General features: G+C 61.2%; 18 protein-coding genes. 8 read left to right on the plus strand and 10 right to left on the minus strand.

Annotation, left to right across the window (positions count from 1 at the left end; translation table 11 throughout):
- Positions 1–75 precede the first annotated feature (75 nt).
- The 5 genes from ACA071_RS24705 (at position 76) to ACA071_RS24725 (ending at position 6,057) form a co-directional block, all read left to right on the plus strand.
- On the plus strand, positions 76–1,842 hold the full coding sequence (locus tag ACA071_RS24705) for a sensor histidine kinase (RefSeq protein WP_497641515.1): 1,767 nt from the start codon (positions 76–78) through the stop codon (positions 1,840–1,842).
- Positions 1,836–3,161 carry a sigma-54-dependent transcriptional regulator gene (locus ACA071_RS24710; protein WP_497641516.1) on the plus strand — a complete coding sequence of 442 codons (1,326 nt, stop codon included), beginning with the start codon at positions 1,836–1,838 and terminating at the stop codon, positions 3,159–3,161. The genes ACA071_RS24705 and ACA071_RS24710 overlap by 7 nt, the downstream gene beginning before the upstream one ends.
- Positions 3,162–3,443: 282 nt before the next feature.
- On the plus strand, positions 3,444–4,766 hold the full coding sequence (locus ACA071_RS24715; protein WP_497641517.1) for an MFS transporter: 1,323 nt from the start codon (positions 3,444–3,446) through the stop codon (positions 4,764–4,766).
- 321 nt (positions 4,767–5,087) lie between these two features.
- A complete protein-coding gene (locus tag ACA071_RS24720; RefSeq protein WP_497641518.1) occupies positions 5,088–5,303 on the plus strand; it encodes a hypothetical protein in 216 nt (71 codons plus the stop codon).
- A gap of 124 nt (positions 5,304–5,427) precedes the next feature.
- Positions 5,428–6,057, plus strand: coding sequence for a flavin reductase family protein (locus tag ACA071_RS24725; RefSeq protein WP_497641519.1), 630 nt, complete (start codon positions 5,428–5,430; stop codon positions 6,055–6,057).
- A gap of 1 nt (position 6,058) precedes the next feature.
- Here ACA071_RS24725 and ACA071_RS24730 read toward each other — a convergent pair whose 3' ends face one another.
- A complete protein-coding gene (locus ACA071_RS24730; protein ID WP_083375873.1) occupies positions 6,059–6,289 on the minus strand; it encodes a hypothetical protein in 231 nt (76 codons plus the stop codon).
- 41 nt (positions 6,290–6,330) lie between these two features.
- Positions 6,331–6,684 carry a putative quinol monooxygenase gene (locus tag ACA071_RS24735; protein ID WP_497641520.1) on the minus strand — a complete coding sequence of 118 codons (354 nt, stop codon included), beginning with the start codon at positions 6,682–6,684 and terminating at the stop codon, positions 6,331–6,333.
- Positions 6,685–7,019: 335 nt separating this feature from the next.
- Here ACA071_RS24735 and ACA071_RS24740 point away from each other — a divergent pair, with 335 nt between their 5' ends.
- Positions 7,020–7,949: an AraC family transcriptional regulator gene (locus tag ACA071_RS24740; protein WP_497641521.1), complete on the plus strand. Its 930-nt coding sequence runs from the start codon at positions 7,020–7,022 to the stop codon at positions 7,947–7,949.
- A 61-nt stretch (positions 7,950–8,010) separates the two neighbouring features.
- On the opposite strand, the gene ACA071_RS24745 is transcribed toward ACA071_RS24740, so the two are convergent.
- The 6 genes from ACA071_RS24745 to ACA071_RS24770 all read right to left on the minus strand — a co-directional run bounded on the left by ACA071_RS24745 (position 8,011) and on the right by ACA071_RS24770 (position 15,381).
- Positions 8,011–9,066, minus strand: a complete 1,056-nt coding sequence (locus ACA071_RS24745) for an ABC transporter ATP-binding protein (RefSeq protein ID WP_497641522.1) — start codon at positions 9,064–9,066, stop codon at positions 8,011–8,013.
- 15 nt (positions 9,067–9,081) lie between these two features.
- A complete protein-coding gene (locus ACA071_RS24750; protein ID WP_123514997.1) occupies positions 9,082–9,930 on the minus strand; it encodes an ABC transporter permease in 849 nt (282 codons plus the stop codon).
- Positions 9,927–10,835 carry an ABC transporter permease gene (locus ACA071_RS24755; protein WP_497641523.1) on the minus strand — a complete coding sequence of 303 codons (909 nt, stop codon included), beginning with the start codon at positions 10,833–10,835 and terminating at the stop codon, positions 9,927–9,929. The genes ACA071_RS24750 and ACA071_RS24755 overlap by 4 nt, the downstream gene beginning before the upstream one ends.
- 141 nt (positions 10,836–10,976) lie before the next feature.
- Positions 10,977–12,080, minus strand: coding sequence for an ABC transporter substrate-binding protein (locus ACA071_RS24760; RefSeq protein ID WP_475267659.1), 1,104 nt, complete (start codon positions 12,078–12,080; stop codon positions 10,977–10,979).
- Between the two features lie 218 nt (positions 12,081–12,298).
- Entirely contained in the window at positions 12,299–13,747 is a 1,449-nt protein-coding gene (locus ACA071_RS24765; RefSeq protein ID WP_497641524.1) for an aldehyde dehydrogenase family protein, read from the minus strand.
- Positions 13,744–15,381, minus strand: a complete 1,638-nt coding sequence (locus tag ACA071_RS24770) for a 5-guanidino-2-oxopentanoate decarboxylase (protein ID WP_497641525.1) — start codon at positions 15,379–15,381, stop codon at positions 13,744–13,746. The genes ACA071_RS24765 and ACA071_RS24770 overlap by 4 nt, the downstream gene beginning before the upstream one ends.
- A 159-nt stretch (positions 15,382–15,540) precedes the next feature.
- Here ACA071_RS24770 and ACA071_RS24775 point away from each other — a divergent pair, with 159 nt between their 5' ends.
- Entirely contained in the window at positions 15,541–16,437 is an 897-nt protein-coding gene (locus ACA071_RS24775) for a LysR substrate-binding domain-containing protein (RefSeq protein WP_497641526.1), read from the plus strand.
- Positions 16,438–16,623: 186 nt separating this feature from the next.
- On the opposite strand, the gene ACA071_RS24780 is transcribed toward ACA071_RS24775, so the two are convergent.
- Together ACA071_RS24780 and ACA071_RS24785 are read right to left on the minus strand one after the other, a co-directional pair.
- Positions 16,624–17,238, minus strand: coding sequence for an NAD(P)-dependent oxidoreductase (locus ACA071_RS24780; RefSeq protein ID WP_497641527.1), 615 nt, complete (start codon positions 17,236–17,238; stop codon positions 16,624–16,626).
- 151 nt (positions 17,239–17,389) lie between these two features.
- Complete coding sequence (locus ACA071_RS24785; RefSeq protein WP_497641528.1) at positions 17,390–18,268, minus strand: MBL fold metallo-hydrolase; 879 nt, start codon at positions 18,266–18,268, stop codon at positions 17,390–17,392.
- Between the two features lie 243 nt (positions 18,269–18,511).
- Here ACA071_RS24785 and ACA071_RS24790 point away from each other — a divergent pair, with 243 nt between their 5' ends.
- Positions 18,512–19,420, plus strand: a complete 909-nt coding sequence (locus ACA071_RS24790; RefSeq protein WP_497641529.1) for a LysR family transcriptional regulator — start codon at positions 18,512–18,514, stop codon at positions 19,418–19,420.
- Positions 19,421–19,443 lie beyond the last annotated feature (23 nt).

Raw genomic sequence — 19,443 nt, forward strand, 5'->3', positions numbered from 1 at the left:
GCCTCCTGCTCCGAAGTGGAAGTAAGGCGGGACATGCTATGGTGCGCCCCCGTATTGCTGACTGTTTTCGCCGCCATGCTTGCGACTTCCCGTACCCTGCGCCTGACGCTTTATACCCTGCTGATCGTTGCCGGGGCGGTGCTGGCCGCCGCTCTGGCGATCCGTCACGCCGAACGCCAGGCCCTGGAAGACGACGCCGCCCGCGCCAACCAGCAACTGGCGCTGTACGCCAATTCCCTGCACACCTTGATCGACCGCTATCGCGCGCTGCCCGCCGTGCTCGCTCTCGACCCGGAACTGCGCTCGGCCCTCGATGGCGCGGTGAGCCCTGAACAACAGGACTTGCTGAACCGCAAACTGGAAAAAATCAACGGTGCCGCGCAGTCCTCGACCCTGGAATTGCTCGACCACACCGGCCTCGCCGTGGCCGCCAGCAACTGGCGCTTGCCCAGCAGTTACGTTGGCCACAACTATGGTTTTCGTCCCTACTTTAGTCAGACCCGCACCCAAGGCACCGGGCGCTTTTATGCCGTGGGTGTCACCAGCGGCATTCCCGGTTACTTCCTGTCCAGCGCGGTGACCCGCGACAACGGCGAGTTCCTCGGCGCGATGGTGGTCAAGCTCGAATTCCCCGAACTTGAGCGCGAATGGAGCCAGGGCACTGACACCCTGCTGGTCAGCGATGCCCGTGGGATCATCTTCATCGCCAACCAACCGGGCTGGCGCTATCGCCAGTTGAAACCGCTGAGCGACAGCGATCACGCCGAGCTCAAGGTTACCCGCCAATACGACAAGCAACCGCTGACACCGCTGAAGTATCAATCGGTGCGACGTTTCGATGACAACAGCGATTTGGCCAGGGTCGATGGCCCCGACGGCACGGCGAATTACCTGTGGGAATCCCTGCCGCTGCCGGCCGAAGGCTGGACCTTGCACCTGTTGCGTCGCCCGCAAATCGCCTTCGAAGACAGCCGCAATGCCGGCCTCGCCGCTGCCGGCTCATGGCTGGCGCTGGTGTTTCTGTTGCTGTTCCTCAACCAGCGCTGGCGTCTGGCGAAAATGCGTCAGCGCAGCCGCGAAGAGCTCGAACAGTTGGTGGAAGAACGCACCCGCGACCTGCGCACCGCCCAGGATGGCTTGGTGCAATCGGCCAAACTTGCGGCGCTGGGGCAGATGTCCGCAGCGCTGGCCCATGAAATCAATCAGCCGCTGACCGCCCAGCGCATGCAACTTGCTACTTTGAGGCTGCTGCTCGATCACGGCCGGGTCGACGACGCCTACAAGGCGCTGAAACCGGTGGATGACATGCTGACGCGCATGGCGGCGCTGACCGGTCACCTGAAAACCTTCGCCCGTAAAAGCCCCAGCGGCCTGCGCGAACGGCTGGACCTGGCGGCAGTGGTCGATCAATCCTTGCAGTTGCTCGACGCACGCCTGCGCGACGAAAACGTCAGCACCGTGCTGCACCTGACGCGTCCGGCGTGGGTGCGTGGCGATGCAATTCGTCTGGAACAAGTGCTGATCAACCTGCTGCGCAACGCCCTCGACGCGGTGCAGGACAAACCCTGCAAGCGTTTGGAAATCCGCCTCGAAGCCGATGAGCAACTGTGGCGCCTGACCGTCGCCGACAACGGTGGCGGCATTGCTGAAGAACACTTGCCGAACGTCTTCGATCCGTTCTTCACCACCAAACCGGTAGGCGATGGTTTAGGGCTGGGGCTGGCGGTATCGTTCGCCATCGTTCATGAGTCCGGCGGACGCCTGTCGGCCGACAACCACGACAACGGTGCCGTGTTCACCATGACGCTGCCGATCGATCTGGAGGAGCCTGTCTCATGCTGAATTCGGTGATGGTGGTCGACGACGAAAGCAGCATCCGCAGCGCCGTCGAACAATGGCTGAGCCTGTCGGGGTTCGAGGTGCAGCTGTTCAGCCGCGCCGATGAATGCCTGGCGCAACTGCCGGCGCATTTCCCCGGAGTGATCCTCAGCGACGTGCGCATGCCCGGCATGACTGGCATGGAACTGCTGGCCGAAGTGCAACGACGGGATGCCGATTTGCCGGTGACTTTGCTGACCGGTCACGGCGATGTACCGATGGCGGTCGAAGCGATGCGCGATGGCGCCTACGACTTCCTCGAAAAACCTTTCAGTCCGGAAACCCTGCTCGGCAGTCTGCGTCGCGCTTTAGAGAAGCGTCGGTTGGTCTTGGAGAACCGTGCCTTGCACGTCCAGGCCGACAACCGCGCCAAACTCGACGCCACACTGCTGGGGGTGTCCCGTGGCTTGCAGACCTTGCGTCGGCAAGTGCTGGACCTGGCGACGTTACCAGTCAACGTGTTGATCCGGGGCGAAACCGGCAGCGGCAAAGAGTTGGTCGCCCGCTGTCTGCATGATTTCGGTCCACGCGCGGACAAGCCGTTCGTGGCGCTGAACTGCGCGGCGATTCCCGAGCAGTTGTTTGAGGCCGAGTTGTTCGGTCATGAAAGTGGCGCGTTCACCGGCGCCTCGGGTAAGCGTATCGGCAAACTCGAATACGCCGACGGCGGTACGCTGTTTCTTGATGAAATCGAAAGCATGCCGCTGGCGCAGCAGGTCAAGTTGTTGCGGGTGTTGCAGGAGCAGAAGCTTGAGCGACTGGGGTCGAACCAGAGCATTCGCGTGGATTTGCGGATCATCGCCGCGACCAAACCCGACCTGCTGGACGAAGCCCGGGCCGGGAGGTTTCGCGAGGACTTGGCGTATCGCCTGAACGTCGCCGAGTTGCGTCTGCCGCCGTTGCGCGAGCGACGGGAAGACATTCCGTTGTTGTTCGAAACCTTTGCCCAGCAGGCGGCCGAGCGTCTCGGGCGGACCTTTCCGCCCTTGAGCGGCCCGCAATTGAGCCATCTGCTGAGCCACGACTGGCCGGGCAATGTGCGGGAACTGGCGAACGTGGCCGAGCGTCAGGTGTTGGGGCTGGGTGAGCCGGAGCCGGTGGGCATCGACCCTGGCCAATCATTGGCGGCGCAACAGGAAGCGTTTGAAGCCCATTGCTTGCGCGCGGCGTTGACCCGGCACAAGGGCGATGTGAAGGCGGTGCTTGAAGAGCTGCAACTGCCGCGCCGGACCTTTAATGAAAAGTTGCAACGGCATGGACTGACCCGCGAGATGTTCCTCTAACTGATCGTTCCCACGCTCCGCGTGGGAATGCAGCCGTGACGCTCCGCGTCACTACCGCGAGGGGACGCGGGGCGTCCCTTGATGCATTCCCACGCAGAGCGTGGGAACGATCGGTCGGCGGAAATCCGCTCACTCTCATCCCGCCTTGAGCGATTATCCGCTCAACAAAACCTCTCACCCCCTCTAAACCGGCCCTCCTCCCCTTGGCACACCTCCTGCTATAGCCCTTGCAGGCTGCGTTTACACGCGCTCCACAAAAACAATTAAACGAAGGATCCTTCAATGGATAACTCCAACGCCCTGCCTCTTGGGTCGGCCGTCGCGCCTGCCAAAGAAAGAACCACCGCCAGCCGGATCAAATCGATCTTCAGCGGCTCGGTCGGCAACATGGTCGAGTGGTACGACTGGTACGTCTACGCCGCGTTCTCCCTGTACTTCGCCAAGTCCTTCTTCCCCGCCGGCTCCTCCACCGCACAACTGATGAACACCGCTGCGATCTTCGCCGTGGGCTTCCTGATGCGCCCGATCGGTGGCTGGCTGATGGGCCTCTACGCGGACCGCGCCGGTCGTAAACGTGCGTTGATGGCCTCGGTGTACCTGATGTGCTTCGGCTCGCTGCTGATCGCCCTGAGCCCCAATTACGAAACCATCGGTATCGGTGCGCCGATCCTGCTGATCTTCGCCCGTTTGCTACAGGGCCTGTCGGTCGGCGGCGAGTACGGCACCTCGGCGACGTACCTCAGCGAGATGGCGACCAAGGAACGTCGCGGCTTCTATTCCAGCTTCCAGTACGTGACGCTGATTTCCGGCCAGCTCATCGCCCTGGCGGTATTGATCGTGCTGCAACAGACCCTGACCACCGAGCAGCTGTACGCCTGGGGCTGGCGCATCCCGTTCGCCATCGGCGCGCTGTGTGCGGTCGTGGCGCTCTACCTGCGTCGTGGCATGGAAGAGACCGAGTCGTTCAACAAGGTCAAGAAAGAGAAGAAAGAAAGCGCCATGCGCACCTTGATGCGCCACCCGAAGGAACTAATGACCGTGGTCGGCCTGACCATGGGCGGCACCCTGGCGTTCTACACCTACACCACCTACATGCAGAAATACCTGGTGAACACCGTCGGCATGAGCATCACCGACTCCACCAGCATCTCGGCGGCCACGCTGTTTCTGTTCATGTGCCTGCAACCGATCATCGGCGGGTTGTCAGATAAGGTCGGTCGTCGGCCGATCCTGATCGCCTTCGGTGTGCTCGGCACGCTGTTCACCGTACCGATCCTGACCACCCTGCACACCATCCAGACCTGGTGGGGCGCGTTCTTCCTGATCATGGCGGCGCTGATCATCGTCAGCGGCTACACCTCGATCAACGCGGTGGTCAAAGCCGAACTGTTCCCGACCGAGATTCGTGCCCTGGGCGTTGGCTTGCCGTATGCGCTGACGGTGTCGATCTTCGGCGGCACCGCGGAATACATCGCGCTGTGGTTCAAAAGCATCGGCATGGAAACCGGTTACTACTGGTATGTCACGGCATGCATCGCCGTGTCGTTGCTGGTGTACGTGACTATGAAAGACACCCGCAAGCATTCGCGGATCGAAACCGACTAAATCCACACGCCACACAAACCAAGGGCAGACCTGATCAGGGTCTGCCCTTTTTTATTGGCCAACGGTCTGCATGAAAAAACTGTCACCCAGGCCACCGAATCGATTAATCACCGGTTAATGCCCGAAATGCATCCTGCCCCTGTCTGATCGATTCATTGCGATGTGCTCACTCAAACCTTGAAAGCGAGAACGCCTCACGGCCTTAACATCAATTTAATCGATACTTACTAGCATTAATTTGCGCTTTTTAATCAACTTATCGAGCGTAAGATCAATTCCATACCCAAGGCACACAACGCCAACGAACCCGGAGTAACCGCCATGAAAACCCGACTGATCCTCGCCCTGACCCTTTCCGTATTGGCCGGTGGCGCCTTCGCCGCCGATGGTTATGACCGCACCGGCTCTGCTGTTGCTGCTGACGGTTACGACCGTACTGGCTCGGCCACCGTTGCTGCTGATGGCTACGACAAAACCGGTTCCGCCACTTTCGCTGCTGACGGCTACGATCGCACCGGTTCGGCTTCCATCAGCTAACCCCCAAACGCGGCATCACAGCCCGGCTTCGGCCGGGCTTAGTCGTTTCTGGGAGACTGGAAATAAACCGTTCGCCCCAGCACTATGGCGTTCATCCCGAACACCGCCCGCAGGAATCCCCAGCATGCCCGACGACATCCACTACTACGAACCCGCCAACGGCCACGGCCTGCCCCATGACCCGTTCAACGCCATCGTCGGCCCGCGTCCCATTGGCTGGATTTCCTCGCAGGACGCCAACGGCCACTTGAACCTGGCGCCCTACAGCTTCTTCAACGCGTTCAACTACATTCCGCCGATCATTGGTTTTTCCAGCGTCGGGCGCAAAGACAGCCTGAACAACATCGAACAAACCGGCGAGTTCGCCTGGAACCTGGCGACCCGGCCATTGGCTGAACGGATGAACCAGAGCAGCGCGATGGTCGCGCCTGACATCAACGAATTCGAACTGGCCGGGCTAACGCCCGCCGCGTCGAAAATCATTCAGGTGCCACGGGTCGCCGAAAGCCCGGTGTCCTTCGAGTGCAAGGTCACGCAGATCATTCAGTTGCAGCGCGCGGACGGTGATGTAGTGCCGAGCTGGCTGATCCTCGGCGAAGTGGTCGCCGTGCATATCGCCAAGTGGCTGTTGAAGGACGGGGTGTACGACACCGCCGCGGCAGAACCGATTCTGCGCGGCGGCGGACCGGCGGATTACTTTCAGCTGGGGCCAGAGGCATTGTTCAAGATGTATCGCCCAGGGGCGAAAAAATAACTTACCAGAGCAGGTCAGCGTCTTCTTTAACGTCTTTGAGGCGGGTCAGCTCTTTGGCGGCGGCCAGATCGGCTTCGTTGGCCGTCTTGAAGATCTGCCCTTCCAGCACCTTATGAAAGCGTGGTGCACCGGTGCCACCGATGGCTTTGACGGCGATTGCGGCGTGGTAACCACCCTCGCCCGGTACTACAGCGGAAACAGCTTCGAAATGATCAAAGGCTTTGCGTGCCATGTCGCGCATCCTGGCTAATTGAGAATGGAGCCATTAAACCCTCAACCGACCAGTTTGTGTACCTGCGCCGTGGACTGACCGAGGGCCTGGGCCGCCGAAACATCCTTGAAGGTATGAAAATCCAGGCTGTTGACCACCAGGTCCTGCACCAGCTCGGCAAAAACGTCCATGGCCGGGGTGCTGAAGTAAGCAGTCATCGCCTGTTGATGGGTCCAGAAGCCGGACACCAGCCACAGGTCTGGATCGCATTGCGAGTGTTGCAGGGCAAAGCTCAGGCAACCGCTGGCCGAACGGGACGGCTCGATCAACGCGCTCAGGCGTGCACCGAGTTCCGCCGAACGCCCGGCGCGGGCACGAACGAAGGCCATATGGCTGACGGGAATCTGCGTAGACATGTTCAACCCTCCCAGGGAGTTGCGTGGCAGCCAGGGACGGGCTGCGACAGGATCCAAGGTTAGGCGGCGCGAGGGGATTGCCGTTAGTCGATTCCTGCCGGCTTGTTGCACAATCCTGCGAGGATGCCCGGAGAGCTCTGAAACATCGATTTACATATGTCTCACCGATGACACAGCGATTTCAAGCAAGTTTCAGGGCTGCTGCGCCGGTATAGCAATACCGAGAAGCAAGCCAATGCAGAATCAGGCAAGCATCAGGCAGGATATGTCTACCGCTCTGGCTTGCACAAACTTAAGCTCTGCCCATCAACAACGCCTCACCGAGGATGTCCCGCATGTCGTCGTTCGATCACTTTGAAGCCCCGCTGGATGCCGACATGGAGAAACAGCGCGAGGAACTGGCTGCGATCATCCGCCGCAACACCACGGAAGATGGCAATTACGCCACTGCCGTCGATTCGTTGATCATGTCGCGTCACAGCCAGACCCATCAGTTTGCCCCGGTACTGGCGCAACCGGCGCTGTGCATCATGGCCCAGGGACGCAAGGAAGTGCGGCTGGCCGATGAGGTGTTCAATTACGACCCGCTCAATTACCTGGTGGTCTCGGTCTCGATGCCCGTGAGCGGGCGCGTGGTGACCGTCACCTCCGAGGAGCCGATCCTCTCCGTGCGACTGGACATTGACCCGGCGGAAATCACCGCGCTGATCGCCGACGCCGGCCCCATGGGCGTACCGACCCGGCCGACCGGGCGCGGGTTGTATGTCGAACGGCTGGATGCGGCAATGCTCGATGCCGTGTTGCGCCTGACGCGTTTGATCGATACGCCCAAAGACATCGCGATGCTCGCGCCGCTGATTCGCCGGGAGATTCTCTATCGCCTGTTGCGCAGCCAGCAGGGCCATCGCCTGTATGAAATAGCCATCGCCAATAGCCAGAGCCATCGCATCAGCCAGGCGATCAAATGGCTCAACAGCCACTATGAACAACCGTTGCGCATCGATGATCTGGCGAAGGAAGTGAACCTGAGCGTGTCGACCCTGCATCACCGCTTCAAGGCGATGACGGCGATGAGTCCGTTGCAGTATCAGAAGCAGCTGCGCTTGCAGGAAGCGCGGCGCTTGATGCTGGCCGAAGGGCTGGAAGCGTCGGCGGCGGGGTATCGGGTGGGCTATGAAAGCCCGTCGCAGTTCAGCCGGGAGTACAGCCGATTGTTCGGCGCGCCGCCATTGCGGGATTTGGCGCGGATGCGGTTGACGGTTTGAGGTTTTGGGTTGGTCTCGAAGGCCACCCCTCACGGGGTGGATCGAAAGGCAGAAACCGATATCAGGCGCTGAGTACACGGCAAGCTTCTGCCGGCAACGTCACCGACACCGGATTGCCAATGCTCAACCCAAACCCCTGACACGGCGTGCTCAACGCGGTAAACGACACCCCGGAACACTCGACCGTTGTTTCAATCGTCGCGCCGATGTCCCGCACAAACGTCACCTTGCCCAACAACCGATTCCCCGCCGTCGCCTGCGGCTGCGACAGTTGCAGGTCCTCAGGGCGAATCAGCATCTTGATCTTCTCCCCCACCACAATGCTGCTGCAGATCGGCACTTCCAGCGCATCACCACCCGGCAATCCAACCTTGCCATTGCCCAGCGCGGTCGCCGGAAAGATGTTGCCCGAGCCGATAAAGTCCGCGACAAATTCATTCGCCGGGTGCCGGTAGATTTCAATCGGCGTACCCACTTGCTGCACCTTGTGCTCGCCCAATACGACGACGATATCGGCCATGGTCATCGCTTCACGCTGATCGTGGGTGACCAGGATCGTGGTGATGTTCAACCGCTGTTGCAGTTGACGGATTTCCACTTGCATCGATTCGCGCAACTTCGCATCCAGCGCCGACAGCGGTTCATCCAGCAGCAGGATTTTCGGCCGCGCCGCAATCGCCCGGGCAATCGCCACGCGCTGGCGTTGACCACCGGAGAGTTTCGCTACCGGACGATCAATCATTTCCTTCAGCTGAATCAGTTCCAGTAACTCCACCACCCGCGCCTGCTGATCGGCCTTGCTCACGCCGCGCAGCTTCAACGGGTAAGCGATGTTCTCCCCCACCGTCATGTGCGGAAACAGTGCCAGCGACTGAAACACCATGCCGAAGTTACGCAGGTGCGCCGGGGTATGGCCGATGTCCTCGCCGTCCAGGCGAATCTCGCCGCCGCTCAGGGTTTCGAGCCCGGCGATCATCCGCAGCAACGTGGTTTTGCCGCAGCCCGACGGGCCGAGAAAACACACCAGTTTGCCCTCGGGCAAATGCAGGTTGACATCCTTTACCGCGCAGGCCGAGCCGTAGTGTTTCTCGACGTTTTCCAGAATCAGACCAGACATAAATCACCTCAAGAATCAGAACGAAACGCCACCTTCACCGACCAGCTTCTCCAACGCCCAGATCAGGACGAAGTCGATCAGCACGATCAGCACGGCAAACGAGAAAACGGTAGGGTCGAGGGAGGACACGGTGCGGCTGTACATCCAGATCGGCACGGTCATGACATCGATGGTGTAGAGGAAATAGGTCACGGTGAATTCGTTGAACGAGACGATGAACGCCAGCAGCATCCCCGCCAGAATCCCCGATTTCATCAGCGGCACCACCACATCGATAATCGCCCGGGTCGGTGACGCGCCGAGCATCTGCGCGGCCTCTTCGACTTCGCTGCCAATGGAGAGCATCGCTGCGGTGCAGTTTTTCACCACGAACGGTAACGCGAGGATCACGTGGGCGATCACCAGCCGCGAGGTGGTGATCTGGAACGGCAGGCTGTCGAACACCAGCAGCAACGCCAGGCCCAGCACCACCATCGGGAACACCAACGGCAACGACATCAATTGCAGGGCCACGGCTTTGCCACGGAACTCGCAACGGGTCAGCGCGTAAGCAGCCGGCACCGCGATGATCGTGGCGAAGACCATGGTCAGGCACGCCACCATCAGGCTGGTGGTCATGGCTTTGCCCAGGCTCAGCACATCGCTGGCGTCTGGCGAAACGAAGGTGTGCCAAGCCGCGCGATACCACTGCAGGCTGTAGCTGCTGGGCGGGAAGTCGAGGTTCGACGCGCCGCTGAACGACATCACGATCATCGTCAGGATCGGCAGCACCGCCAGCAGCAGGATGAAGCCAGACAGGATGCCGGCAAACTTGCCGGTTTCGCCCGGCAATAGCCCATAGCGTTTCTTGGTCAGGGTGCTCATTGCGAAGCCTCCAGCATGCGCCGACGACGGCCGGTGATGTATTCGGACAAGGTCATGATCGCCAGGGTGGTGACAATCAGCACCACGCCGGCAGCGGACGCAGCGGGCCAGTTCATCAGTGGGGCGATCTGGTCATGCACCATCACCGCCAACATCGGCACCCGACGGCCACCGAGCAGCAACGGCACGACGAAGCTGCTGGCGTTGTAGGCGAACACCAGCGTCGCGCCGGTGATGATCCCCGGCAAACTCATCGGCAACACCACTTGGCGGAACACCTGGAAGCGACTGGCGCCCAGAGTGGCGGCGGCTTCTTCGTAGGTACGAGCGACTCCGCGCATGGCGCTGGCAATCGGCAGCACGGCCAGCGGGAAGGCGGTTTGCACCAGGCCCATCAACACGCCGTTCTGGTTGTAGAGCAGCATGATCGGGCGCTTGATCAAACCGAGGCCCATCAGTGCTTGGTTAAGCATCCCCGCCGGGCCGAGAATCACCAGCCAGCCGTAGCTTTGCAGCAGCAGGTTGACCAGCAACGGCAGCAACACCGCCGCGAGGAAGATCCGCCGCAGAAACGGCGAAGTCAGCCGCGACATGGTGTAGGCCACCGGGATCGCCAGCAGCACCGCGATTACCGCGCTGAACAAGGCCAGGCGCAGGGTCAGCATCAGGGATTTGAGGTAGTACGGCTCCAGCAACTGCGCGTAGCTGGCCAAGCTGAACCCGGTCCATTCCGCGCCCTTGGTGCCGACGCTCATGCGCAGCACCAAGAGGCTGGCGGCAATCAGCACGCCGAGAAACAGCATCGACGGCGACAGGAAGATCCAGGCGCGAGTGGTTGGCGACACACCCCGGCGCGAAAGCGCTGGCGCGACGGCGACCGGGTGAGTCAGAGGTTGGTGTTCCATAGCAAAGGTCTCGTCAATGGAAGATCAGAAATATCCGCGCACCCGGTCCTGTAGGAGCTGCCGAAGGCTGCGATCTTTTGATCTTTTCAGAGCCGCCGAAGAGCAGGATCAAAAGATCGCAGCCTTCGGCAGCTCCTACGATCAGGAAGAAAAGATTTCCGTGTAACGACGAATCCATTGGTCATGCACGGTGGCCAGGAAGGCGTTGTCGTGCATGATCGCCTTGTCGGCAATCTGCTCTGGCGTGAGGATGTACGGGCTCTTGCGCGCTTCGGCGGAGATGATTGCCTTGGCGTTGACCGGGCCGTTGTAGATGTCTTCGGCCATCTTGCCCTGCACCAACGGGTCCAGAGAGTGGTTGATAAAGGCGTAGGCCAGGTCGGTATCGCCCGGGCGATTCTTTGGCATCACCGAGAGCATCAGGTCGGTGTAGAAACCTTCTTTCATGCCGAACGTGGCGCCGAGGCCGTAGTTCGGATCGCGGATCTGTTTCGGGAAAAACGCCGGGGCATACAGACCGCCCATGTCCAGGGAACCGGTGCGGAACAGCTCGGCGATCTGGTTCGGGTTTTCACCCAGGGTCACCACGCGGTCCTTCAACTCAGCGAGTTTCTTGAAGCCCGGTTCGATGTTGTGTTCGTCACCACCGGCCAGTTTGGCGGCGATGATGATCAGGTCCATCGCTTCGGTCCAGTTCGGCGGCGGCAGGAAGATGTTCGGCGCCAACTCGGCATCCCACAGCGCGGCGTAACTGGTCGGCGCTTCGGTCTGGGTGCGGGTGCTGTAGACCAGGCTGTTGCACCACAGCAGGTAACCGATGCCATGACCATTGGCGCCAGTGCGGTATTTCTCCGGCACGTCCACCAGGTTGGGAATGCGATTGAGGTCTGGTTTTTCCAGCAAATCAGCGGCGGCCAGGCCTTCGGCGCCGACGCCGGCCAGGGTGATGATGTCGTACTGCGGACGATCACCGCCGGCCTTGAGTTTGGCGACCATTTCCGAGGTGCTGCCGGTGCGGTCGGCGATGACCTTGCAGCCATACTTGGCTTCGAAAGTCGCCGCGATGTTGCGCAGTGCCGCCAGCCCGGTGTCATCGGACCAGGTCAGCAGGCGCAGGGTCTTGCCCTGGAAACGGGTATCGCTGGCATTGGCACGGATGAAGGGCATGCTCATGGCCGCCGCTGCAACCGAAGCTACGCCCACGGTTTTGATGAATTGACGCCTGTTCAGATCATGCTGGCCCATGAAGGACTCCCTTTGTTTTTTTAAGTATGAGGTTGGTCGCAATCGTTGCATCCGCGCGCTCAGATCAGCTTGAAGCCCCCGGTTTGAAAGGACTTGCGCTGAGCCGACGGGTTCATCCTGAGGTCGTGCAAAACACCTGACTATCGATAAAAACTCATTGAAGCCATGACGCCAGCGCATGCCTCAGAACGAGGCATGCGTACACCTTTTTCGAGCGTTTAGATGGCCCGGATCACGTGTTTGATTTCCTGGAACGCCTGCAAACCCCACGGCCCCAACTCGCGGCCGATGCTGCTCTGTTTGTAGCCACCCCAAGCGGTCTGCGGGAAGATCACTTGCGGTGCGTTGATCCATACAAGACCCGCCTGCAAGGCGTTGGCGACCCGATCCGCGGCTTGCGCATCGCTGCTGACCACACTGGCCACCAAGCCAAACTGGCTGTCGTTGGCCAGGGCAATCGCCTCGGCTTCAGAGGCGAAACTGCGTACGCAAATCACAGGGCCGAAAATCTCTTCACACCACAGCGCACTGTCGAGGGGCACTTCGGTGAAAATCGTCGGCTGCAAAAAATAACCGCGCGGCAGGTCAGCGGGGCGATTGCCACCGCAAATCAGTCTGGCGCCAGCGCTCAAACCGCGATCGATATGGCCAAGTACACGCTGGTATTGCGCCTGATTGACCAGCGCGCCCATTTCCACGTTCGGGTCGAACGGGTCGGCGACGCGAATCGCTTCGGCACGGGCCTGCAAACGGATCAGGAATTCATCGGCCAGTTCATCGGCGACCAGCACGCGGCTGGTGGCGGAGCACATCTGCCCGGCGTTGAAGAAACCGCCGCCACAGGCCACTTCCACGGCCAGTTCGATGTCGGCGTCTTTCAACACCAGCAGCGAAGATTTGCCACCCAGTTCCAGGCTCACGCCCTTCACGGTTTCAGCGGCGCGTTGCATCACTTGGACGCCCACTGCGTTGCTGCCGGTGAAGGAAATCTTGGCGATGCGCGGGTCGGCCGACAGCGGCGCGCCGACCGCGAGACCGGTGCCGCAGACCAGGTTGAACACACCGTTGGGCAAACCGGCTTCGGCGATAATCGCAGCCAGTTCCAGTTCCGGCAGCGGCGTGACTTCCGACGGTTTGAGCACCACGCAGCACCCGGCGGCCAGGGCCGGGGCGAGCTTCCACGCAGTGGTGACCATCGGGAAATTCCACGGCACGATCAGCCCGACCACGCCACACGGTTCACGACGCAGGCGTGCGCTGAAGTCGTCGCTCGGCAGCTCAACGGTGCTGTCCTGCTTGGCATCGAGCCCTTCGGCCAGACCTGCGTAGTACTCGAACGTGGCGATCACGTCGTCGACGTCGATGGCCGCTTCGAACAGCGGCTTGCCGTTGTTGCTCGACTGCAAATGCATCAGTTGTTCGCGACCAGCCTGCACGCCGGCGGCGATGCGACGCAGGATCGCTCCGCGCTCGCTGCCGGTGGTTTTCGACCAGTCCTTGAAGGCGTTGGTCGCGGCGCGGACCGCTTGATCGACGGACTGCTCATCGCCGCCATTCACGGTGGTCAACAGGGCTTCGGTGGCCGGGTTGATCACGCGCAGGTGTTCGCTGCCCGCCGACCATTGGCCGTCGATGTACAGACCGTCCAGCGTCGTTGGAAAACTCATTTCGACACCGCCTTCATCCACTGGGTCTGATCGATTTCAATCAGGGTCGGCCCCTGACGATCAGTGGCGGCGCGCAGGGCGCTGCGCAGTTGCTCGACACCGTTGACCGCTTCAGCCGCACAGCCCAGCGCCTTGGCGACACCGATAAAGTCCGGGGTATAGATGTCCACGCCCACCGGCTCGATGGCACGGTTGACCATGTACTTTTTGATTTCTTCGTAGCCCTGGTTATTCCACAACAGGACGATCACCGGCGTGCGCGCTTCCACGGCGCTGGCCAGTTCCGGCAGGGTGAACTGCAGGCCGCCGTCGCCGATCAGGCACACCACCGGCGGACGCGAACCGCTTTCAACGCTGCCGCCAAGCCAGGCGCCAATCGCTGCCGGCAACGCATAACCCAGGGTGCCGTAACCGGTGGACGAGTTGAACCAGCGGCGCGGGCGCTCCGGGTTGAACGTCAGGTTGCCGGTGTACACCGGTTGGGTCGAATCGCCGACGAACACCGCGTCCGGCAATTCGTGGAGGACGGTTTCAAGGAAGCGAGTCTGGGCCAGGGTTGGCGCATCCCAAGTGGCGGCCAGTTCTTCACGCAAACGCGCGGCACGCACCTGGCCCCAATCGTTGCGGCGCTCGGCCAGCGACTTGTGGGACAACGCGCTGAGCAAGGCTTGCGCGGCGTTGCGCGAGTCGGACACCAGCGCCACGTACGGCGGGTAGTTGCGCACGGTCTGGTCCGGGTCGATGTCCACGCGCAGCAATTTGCCGGGGATTTCGAAGCCGCCGGCGAAGGTCACGTCGTAATCGGTTTCGGCCAGTTCGGTGCCGATGGCCAGGACCACGTCGGCCTCGGCGACCAGGGCGCGGGTGGCGACCAGGCTTTGGGTCGAGCCGATCAGGAGCGGATGGTTGGATTCGAGCATGCCCTTGGCATTGATAGTCAGCGCGACTGGCGCGTCGAGCAACTCAGCCAGTTCCGTCAGCTCGGCAGCGGCTTCGATGGCGCCGCCTCCCGCGAGGATCAGCGGGCGTTTGGCACCCGCCAGCAATTCGGTCATGCGCGATACGGCGCTCGGCGAGGCACCGGCGCGGTCGATATTGACCGGAACGCTGGCGAGCAAGTCATCAGCCTCTTCCACCAACACATCCAACGGAATTTCGATGTGCACCGGGCGCGGACGACCGGCCTGGAACAGCGCAAACGCACGGGCCAACACGTCCGGCAATTCCGACGCCGACATCAGGGTGTGGGAGAACGCCGCCACGCCGCCGACCAGCGCGCTCTGGTTCGGCAGCTCATGCAGCTTGCCGCGACCACCGCCCAACTGGTTGCGGGTCTGCACGCTGGAGATCACCAGCATCGGGATCGAATCGGCGTAAGCCTGGCCCATCGCGGTGGTGATGTTGGTCATGCCCGGGCCGGTGATGATGAAGCACACACCTGGCTTGCCGCTGGTGCGTGCATAGCCGTCGGCCATGAAACCGGCGCCCTGTTCGTGACGCGGAGTGACGTGGTTGATGCTCGAACGGGCCAGCCCGCGATACAGCTCCACGGTATGCACCCCGGGAATGCCGAACACCTGCTCGACCCCGTAGTCTTCGAGTAACTTGACCAATACTTCGCCGCACGTCGCCATGTCTTTGCCCTTCTTGTTCGTTTGAGACGCCGGGCCGGCACAGTGTTTATGATGCGAAGGCAAGCCCAGGGATGGCCTCATTGGAACGGGCGACACGTAGCCGCAACAATGGATAAAAAGTCATACTAGCCATGTCCTCACGTCATACCTTGGGTCCTCATGAAACGACTGCCTCCCCTGCCCGCCCTGCACACTTTTCTGATCACGGCCCAGTGTTGCAACTTCACCCGGGCCGCCGAGCAGTTGCACATCACCCAGGGCGCGGTGAGCCGGCAGATCGCCGGGCTGGAAGATCATTTGGGTTATGAGCTGTTCATTCGCCAGGCCCGCGGCCTCGACCTGACCGCCGAAGGACGGGAGTGGCTGCCGCGTGTGCAGCAGATTTTCGGCTTGATCGACGAGGCGGTGGAACAGATCGGCGCGAAACGCGAAACCCTGCAACTCAAGGCCCCGACCTGCGTGATGCGCTGGTTGTTGCCGCGCCTGATGCAATGGCAAAAGGAACGCCCGGACGTGCCGGTGGAACTGACCACGACCGTCAGGCACGGCGTGGATTTTCATCGTGAACAGTTCGATGCGGCGGTGATCTACGGCGTACCACCGGATACGTCACTGGCGTCCCATCGACTGTTCGACGAACAACTGACACCGGTGTGTTCCAAGCCCTATCTTGAAGGGCCAGTGCCGTTGCAGGCGCCGGAGGATCTGGAACAACACATGCTGCTGCACCCGACCCGCGATGAACGGGACTGGAAGGCGTGGCTGGCCTCGGCGGATGTTTACTTGAGCAATGTCGGCAAGGGTCAGCATTTTGAAACGCTGGATCTGGCGATGTCGATGGCGTCCCAAGGAACAGGCGTAGCGATTGGCGATTGGTCGTTGATCGGCGATGACCTGAGTGCCGGGCGGCTGGTCATGCCATTTGAATTGAAGGTGAAAACCGGGCTGGCGTATTACCTGGTGCTGCCGCAGAAGCCGGCACCTTCGCCGAAGTTGCAGGAATTGTTGGGGTGGTTGGTGGAGCAGGCACAAGCGCGGCAAACCGAATCCCTGTAGCAGCTGGCGAAGCCTGCGTTCGGCTGCGCAGCAGTCGTAAACCCGGTATCCACGGTTGATCGTTCCCACGCTCTGCGTGGGAATGCCTCTAGGGACGCTTCGCGTCCAGTGACGCGGAGCGTCACGGGCTGCATTCCCACGCAGAGCGTGGGAACGATCGGTGACAGGTTAGCGTCGATCAGCCGATCAGTAACCGACGGCAAACCGCTGCCGCGAATGCTTCGGCGCTTCCACTTCATCCAGCAGCGCAATCGCATAATCGGCGAACGTGATCCAGCTCCGGCCCTCGGCACTCACCAGCAAATCATCCTTGCCGATCCGGAACGTGCCCGTGCGTTCACCTTCAACAAACTCCGCTGATGGCGATACGAAGGTCCAGTCCAGTTCCTTCTCCTGACGCAGGTTTTCCAGGAACAACGCCCCGGCACTCGCCTCAGCCTTGTATTCCTCAGGGAAGCCATCGCTGTCGATGACGCGGCCACCCGTTGGTAGCAACAACGAACCAGCCCCACCCACCACCAGCAGACGTTTGACTCCGGCCTTTTTCACCGGCCCGATCACGGCGCTGGCCGGCAGTGTCAAGAAGTGTGCGGCGCTGATGACCACGTCATGCCCGGCAACAGCGGCCTGCAAGGCGCTGGCATCCAGAGCATCGACGTTCTTGCTGACCACACCGTCGCGCTGGCCGATCTTCGACGTATCCCGGGCGATGGCCGTAACACTGTGACCGCGACGCAGGGCTTCTTCCAACAGTTGGCTACCGGCACGACCGGTGGCACCGATGATTGCGATTTTGCTCATGACGTTCTCCAGTTGGGTTGAATGTATTGATCATTCCCACGCTCCGCGTGGGAATGCAGCTCGGGACGCTCCGCGTCCCATCAACAGCCGAACGCGGAGCGTCCGTTGAGGCATTCCCACGCGGAGCGTGGGAACGATCTGGGTCAGCGGGTTACCACTTCATCTCGCCCTTGGCGACTTTGGCGCTCAACTCCAGCGAGCTTTCTTCGCCCAGGGTCGGGTAGCGTTTTTTCATCGCCGTAATCAGCGCGGCGGAGTCTTTGGCCTTGGCGGTTTCTTCGTCGAAGGCCGTGATGTAATCGGCGGTGAACTGCACGGCGGCCAGGGAACGAGCGCTCTCACCCAGGTAATGTCCCGGCACGATGGTTTTCGGCTTCAGGGTTTCGATCGAATGCAGCGTAGTCAACCAATCAGCGTGGGACTGCGGGGTCTGGGTATCAGCCATCCACACATGGATGTTCTCAGCGACGACCACGCCACCGACCACTGCCTTGATCGACGGAATCCACACGAAGCTGCGATCCGGCTGCTTGCCATCCAGGCCCACCACCTGCAATTTCTGCCCTTCAAGCATCAGGCTGTCGCCCTTGAGCACGCCTGGGACAATGGTTTTGGCCGGCACATCGGCGCCCATTTTCGGGCCCCAGAAGGCCAGTTTGCCGTCGACGGTTTGCTTGATGTGATCGACGGTCGGCTGTGAGGCCAGCACTTTGGCGTTCGGGAAGGCTGCGGTCAGGGTGTCGAGGCCGAAGTAGTAATCCGGGTCACCGTCGCTGATGTAGATGGTGGTCAGTTGCTTGCCGCTGGCGCGGATCTTCTGCACCACTTGCTCGGCTTGGGATTTGCCGAACTGCGCGTCCACCAGGATCGCCTCTTTCTCGCCGCTGACCAGCACCGAAGTCACCGGGAAGATTGCCTTGTCGCCCGGGTTGTAGACATCCAGGGTCAGAGTCGAGGCCGCCGCGTGAGCTGCGAAACCGAGGGCGGCGGTTGCCAGGAGAATGCGCTTGATTGCGGTGAAACCGATCATCTGTTGCTCCGTTGTCGATGGCCAGGGCTGGCTGATGTCTATGTCCCTGTAGGCGCTGTCGAGTGCAACGAGGCTGCGATCTTTCCTCGTTCACTTGAGTCGCAAGCGAAAGATCAAAAGATCGCAGCCTCGTTGCACTCGTCAGCGCCTACAGAGCTCCTAACGGGGACAGAGCTTAGTTGCCAATTTCAGTACAAAAAATGCGATGCTTGAACATAGTTTGTTTCTAAAAGTGGGCAAATCATGGATCGTCTACAAGCAATGCAGGTGTTTGTCTCGGTGGTGGACCTGGGCAGCCAGTCGGCGGCTGCCGATCACCTGGACCTGTCGCGGCCAGTGGTATCGCGCTATCTGGCGGAGCTGGAGGACTGGGTCGGCGCCCGGCTGATGCACCGCACCACGCGCAAGTTGAGCCTGACTGCGGCGGGCAGCGAAATCCTGCCACGCTGCCGGCAGATGCTCGACCTGACCACCGACATGCAAGCCGCCATCAGCGAACCGGACGAGGCGCCCCGTGGCCTGCTGCGCATCAGCGTCAGCACCTCGTTCGGCCAGGCACAACTGGCGGACGCCATGGCCGACTACGTCAAGCGTTACCCCGGTGTCAGCATCGACATGCAAATGATCGACCGCACGGTGAACCTGGTGGACGAACGCATCGACCTGGCGATCCGCACCAGCAACGACCTGGACCCGAACCTGATCGCCCGGCGGCTGACGGTGTGCCGCTCGGTGATCTGCGCCTCCCCGGCGTACCTGGAAGAACACCCGACGCCACAACGGGTAGAGGACCTGAGCCAGCACAATTGCCTGACCCACTCCTACTTCGGCAAAAGCCTCTGGCATTTCGAGCAGGACGGCGAGCAGGTCTCGGTGCCGGTGCAAGGCAATATCAGCGCCAACGAGGCCAGCACCCTGTTGCGTGCCACCATGGCCGGCGCCGGGGTGGCGATGCTGCCGAGTTACCAGGCCGGCGTGCATATTCACAGCGGCGAGTTGATCCGCGTGCTGGCGCATGCCGAGCCGCGGCAAATGAACATGTATGCGGTGTACGCCTCACGCAAGCACATGCCGTCGACGATGCGCAGCATGCTGGACTTCCTGGTGCTCAGGTTTCCCGAAGAGCCGGAATGGGATAGAGGCATCTACTAGTTTTAAGCTGCAAGCCGCAAGTT

This window comes from Pseudomonas sp. LBUM1646 (genome assembly GCF_059716165.1).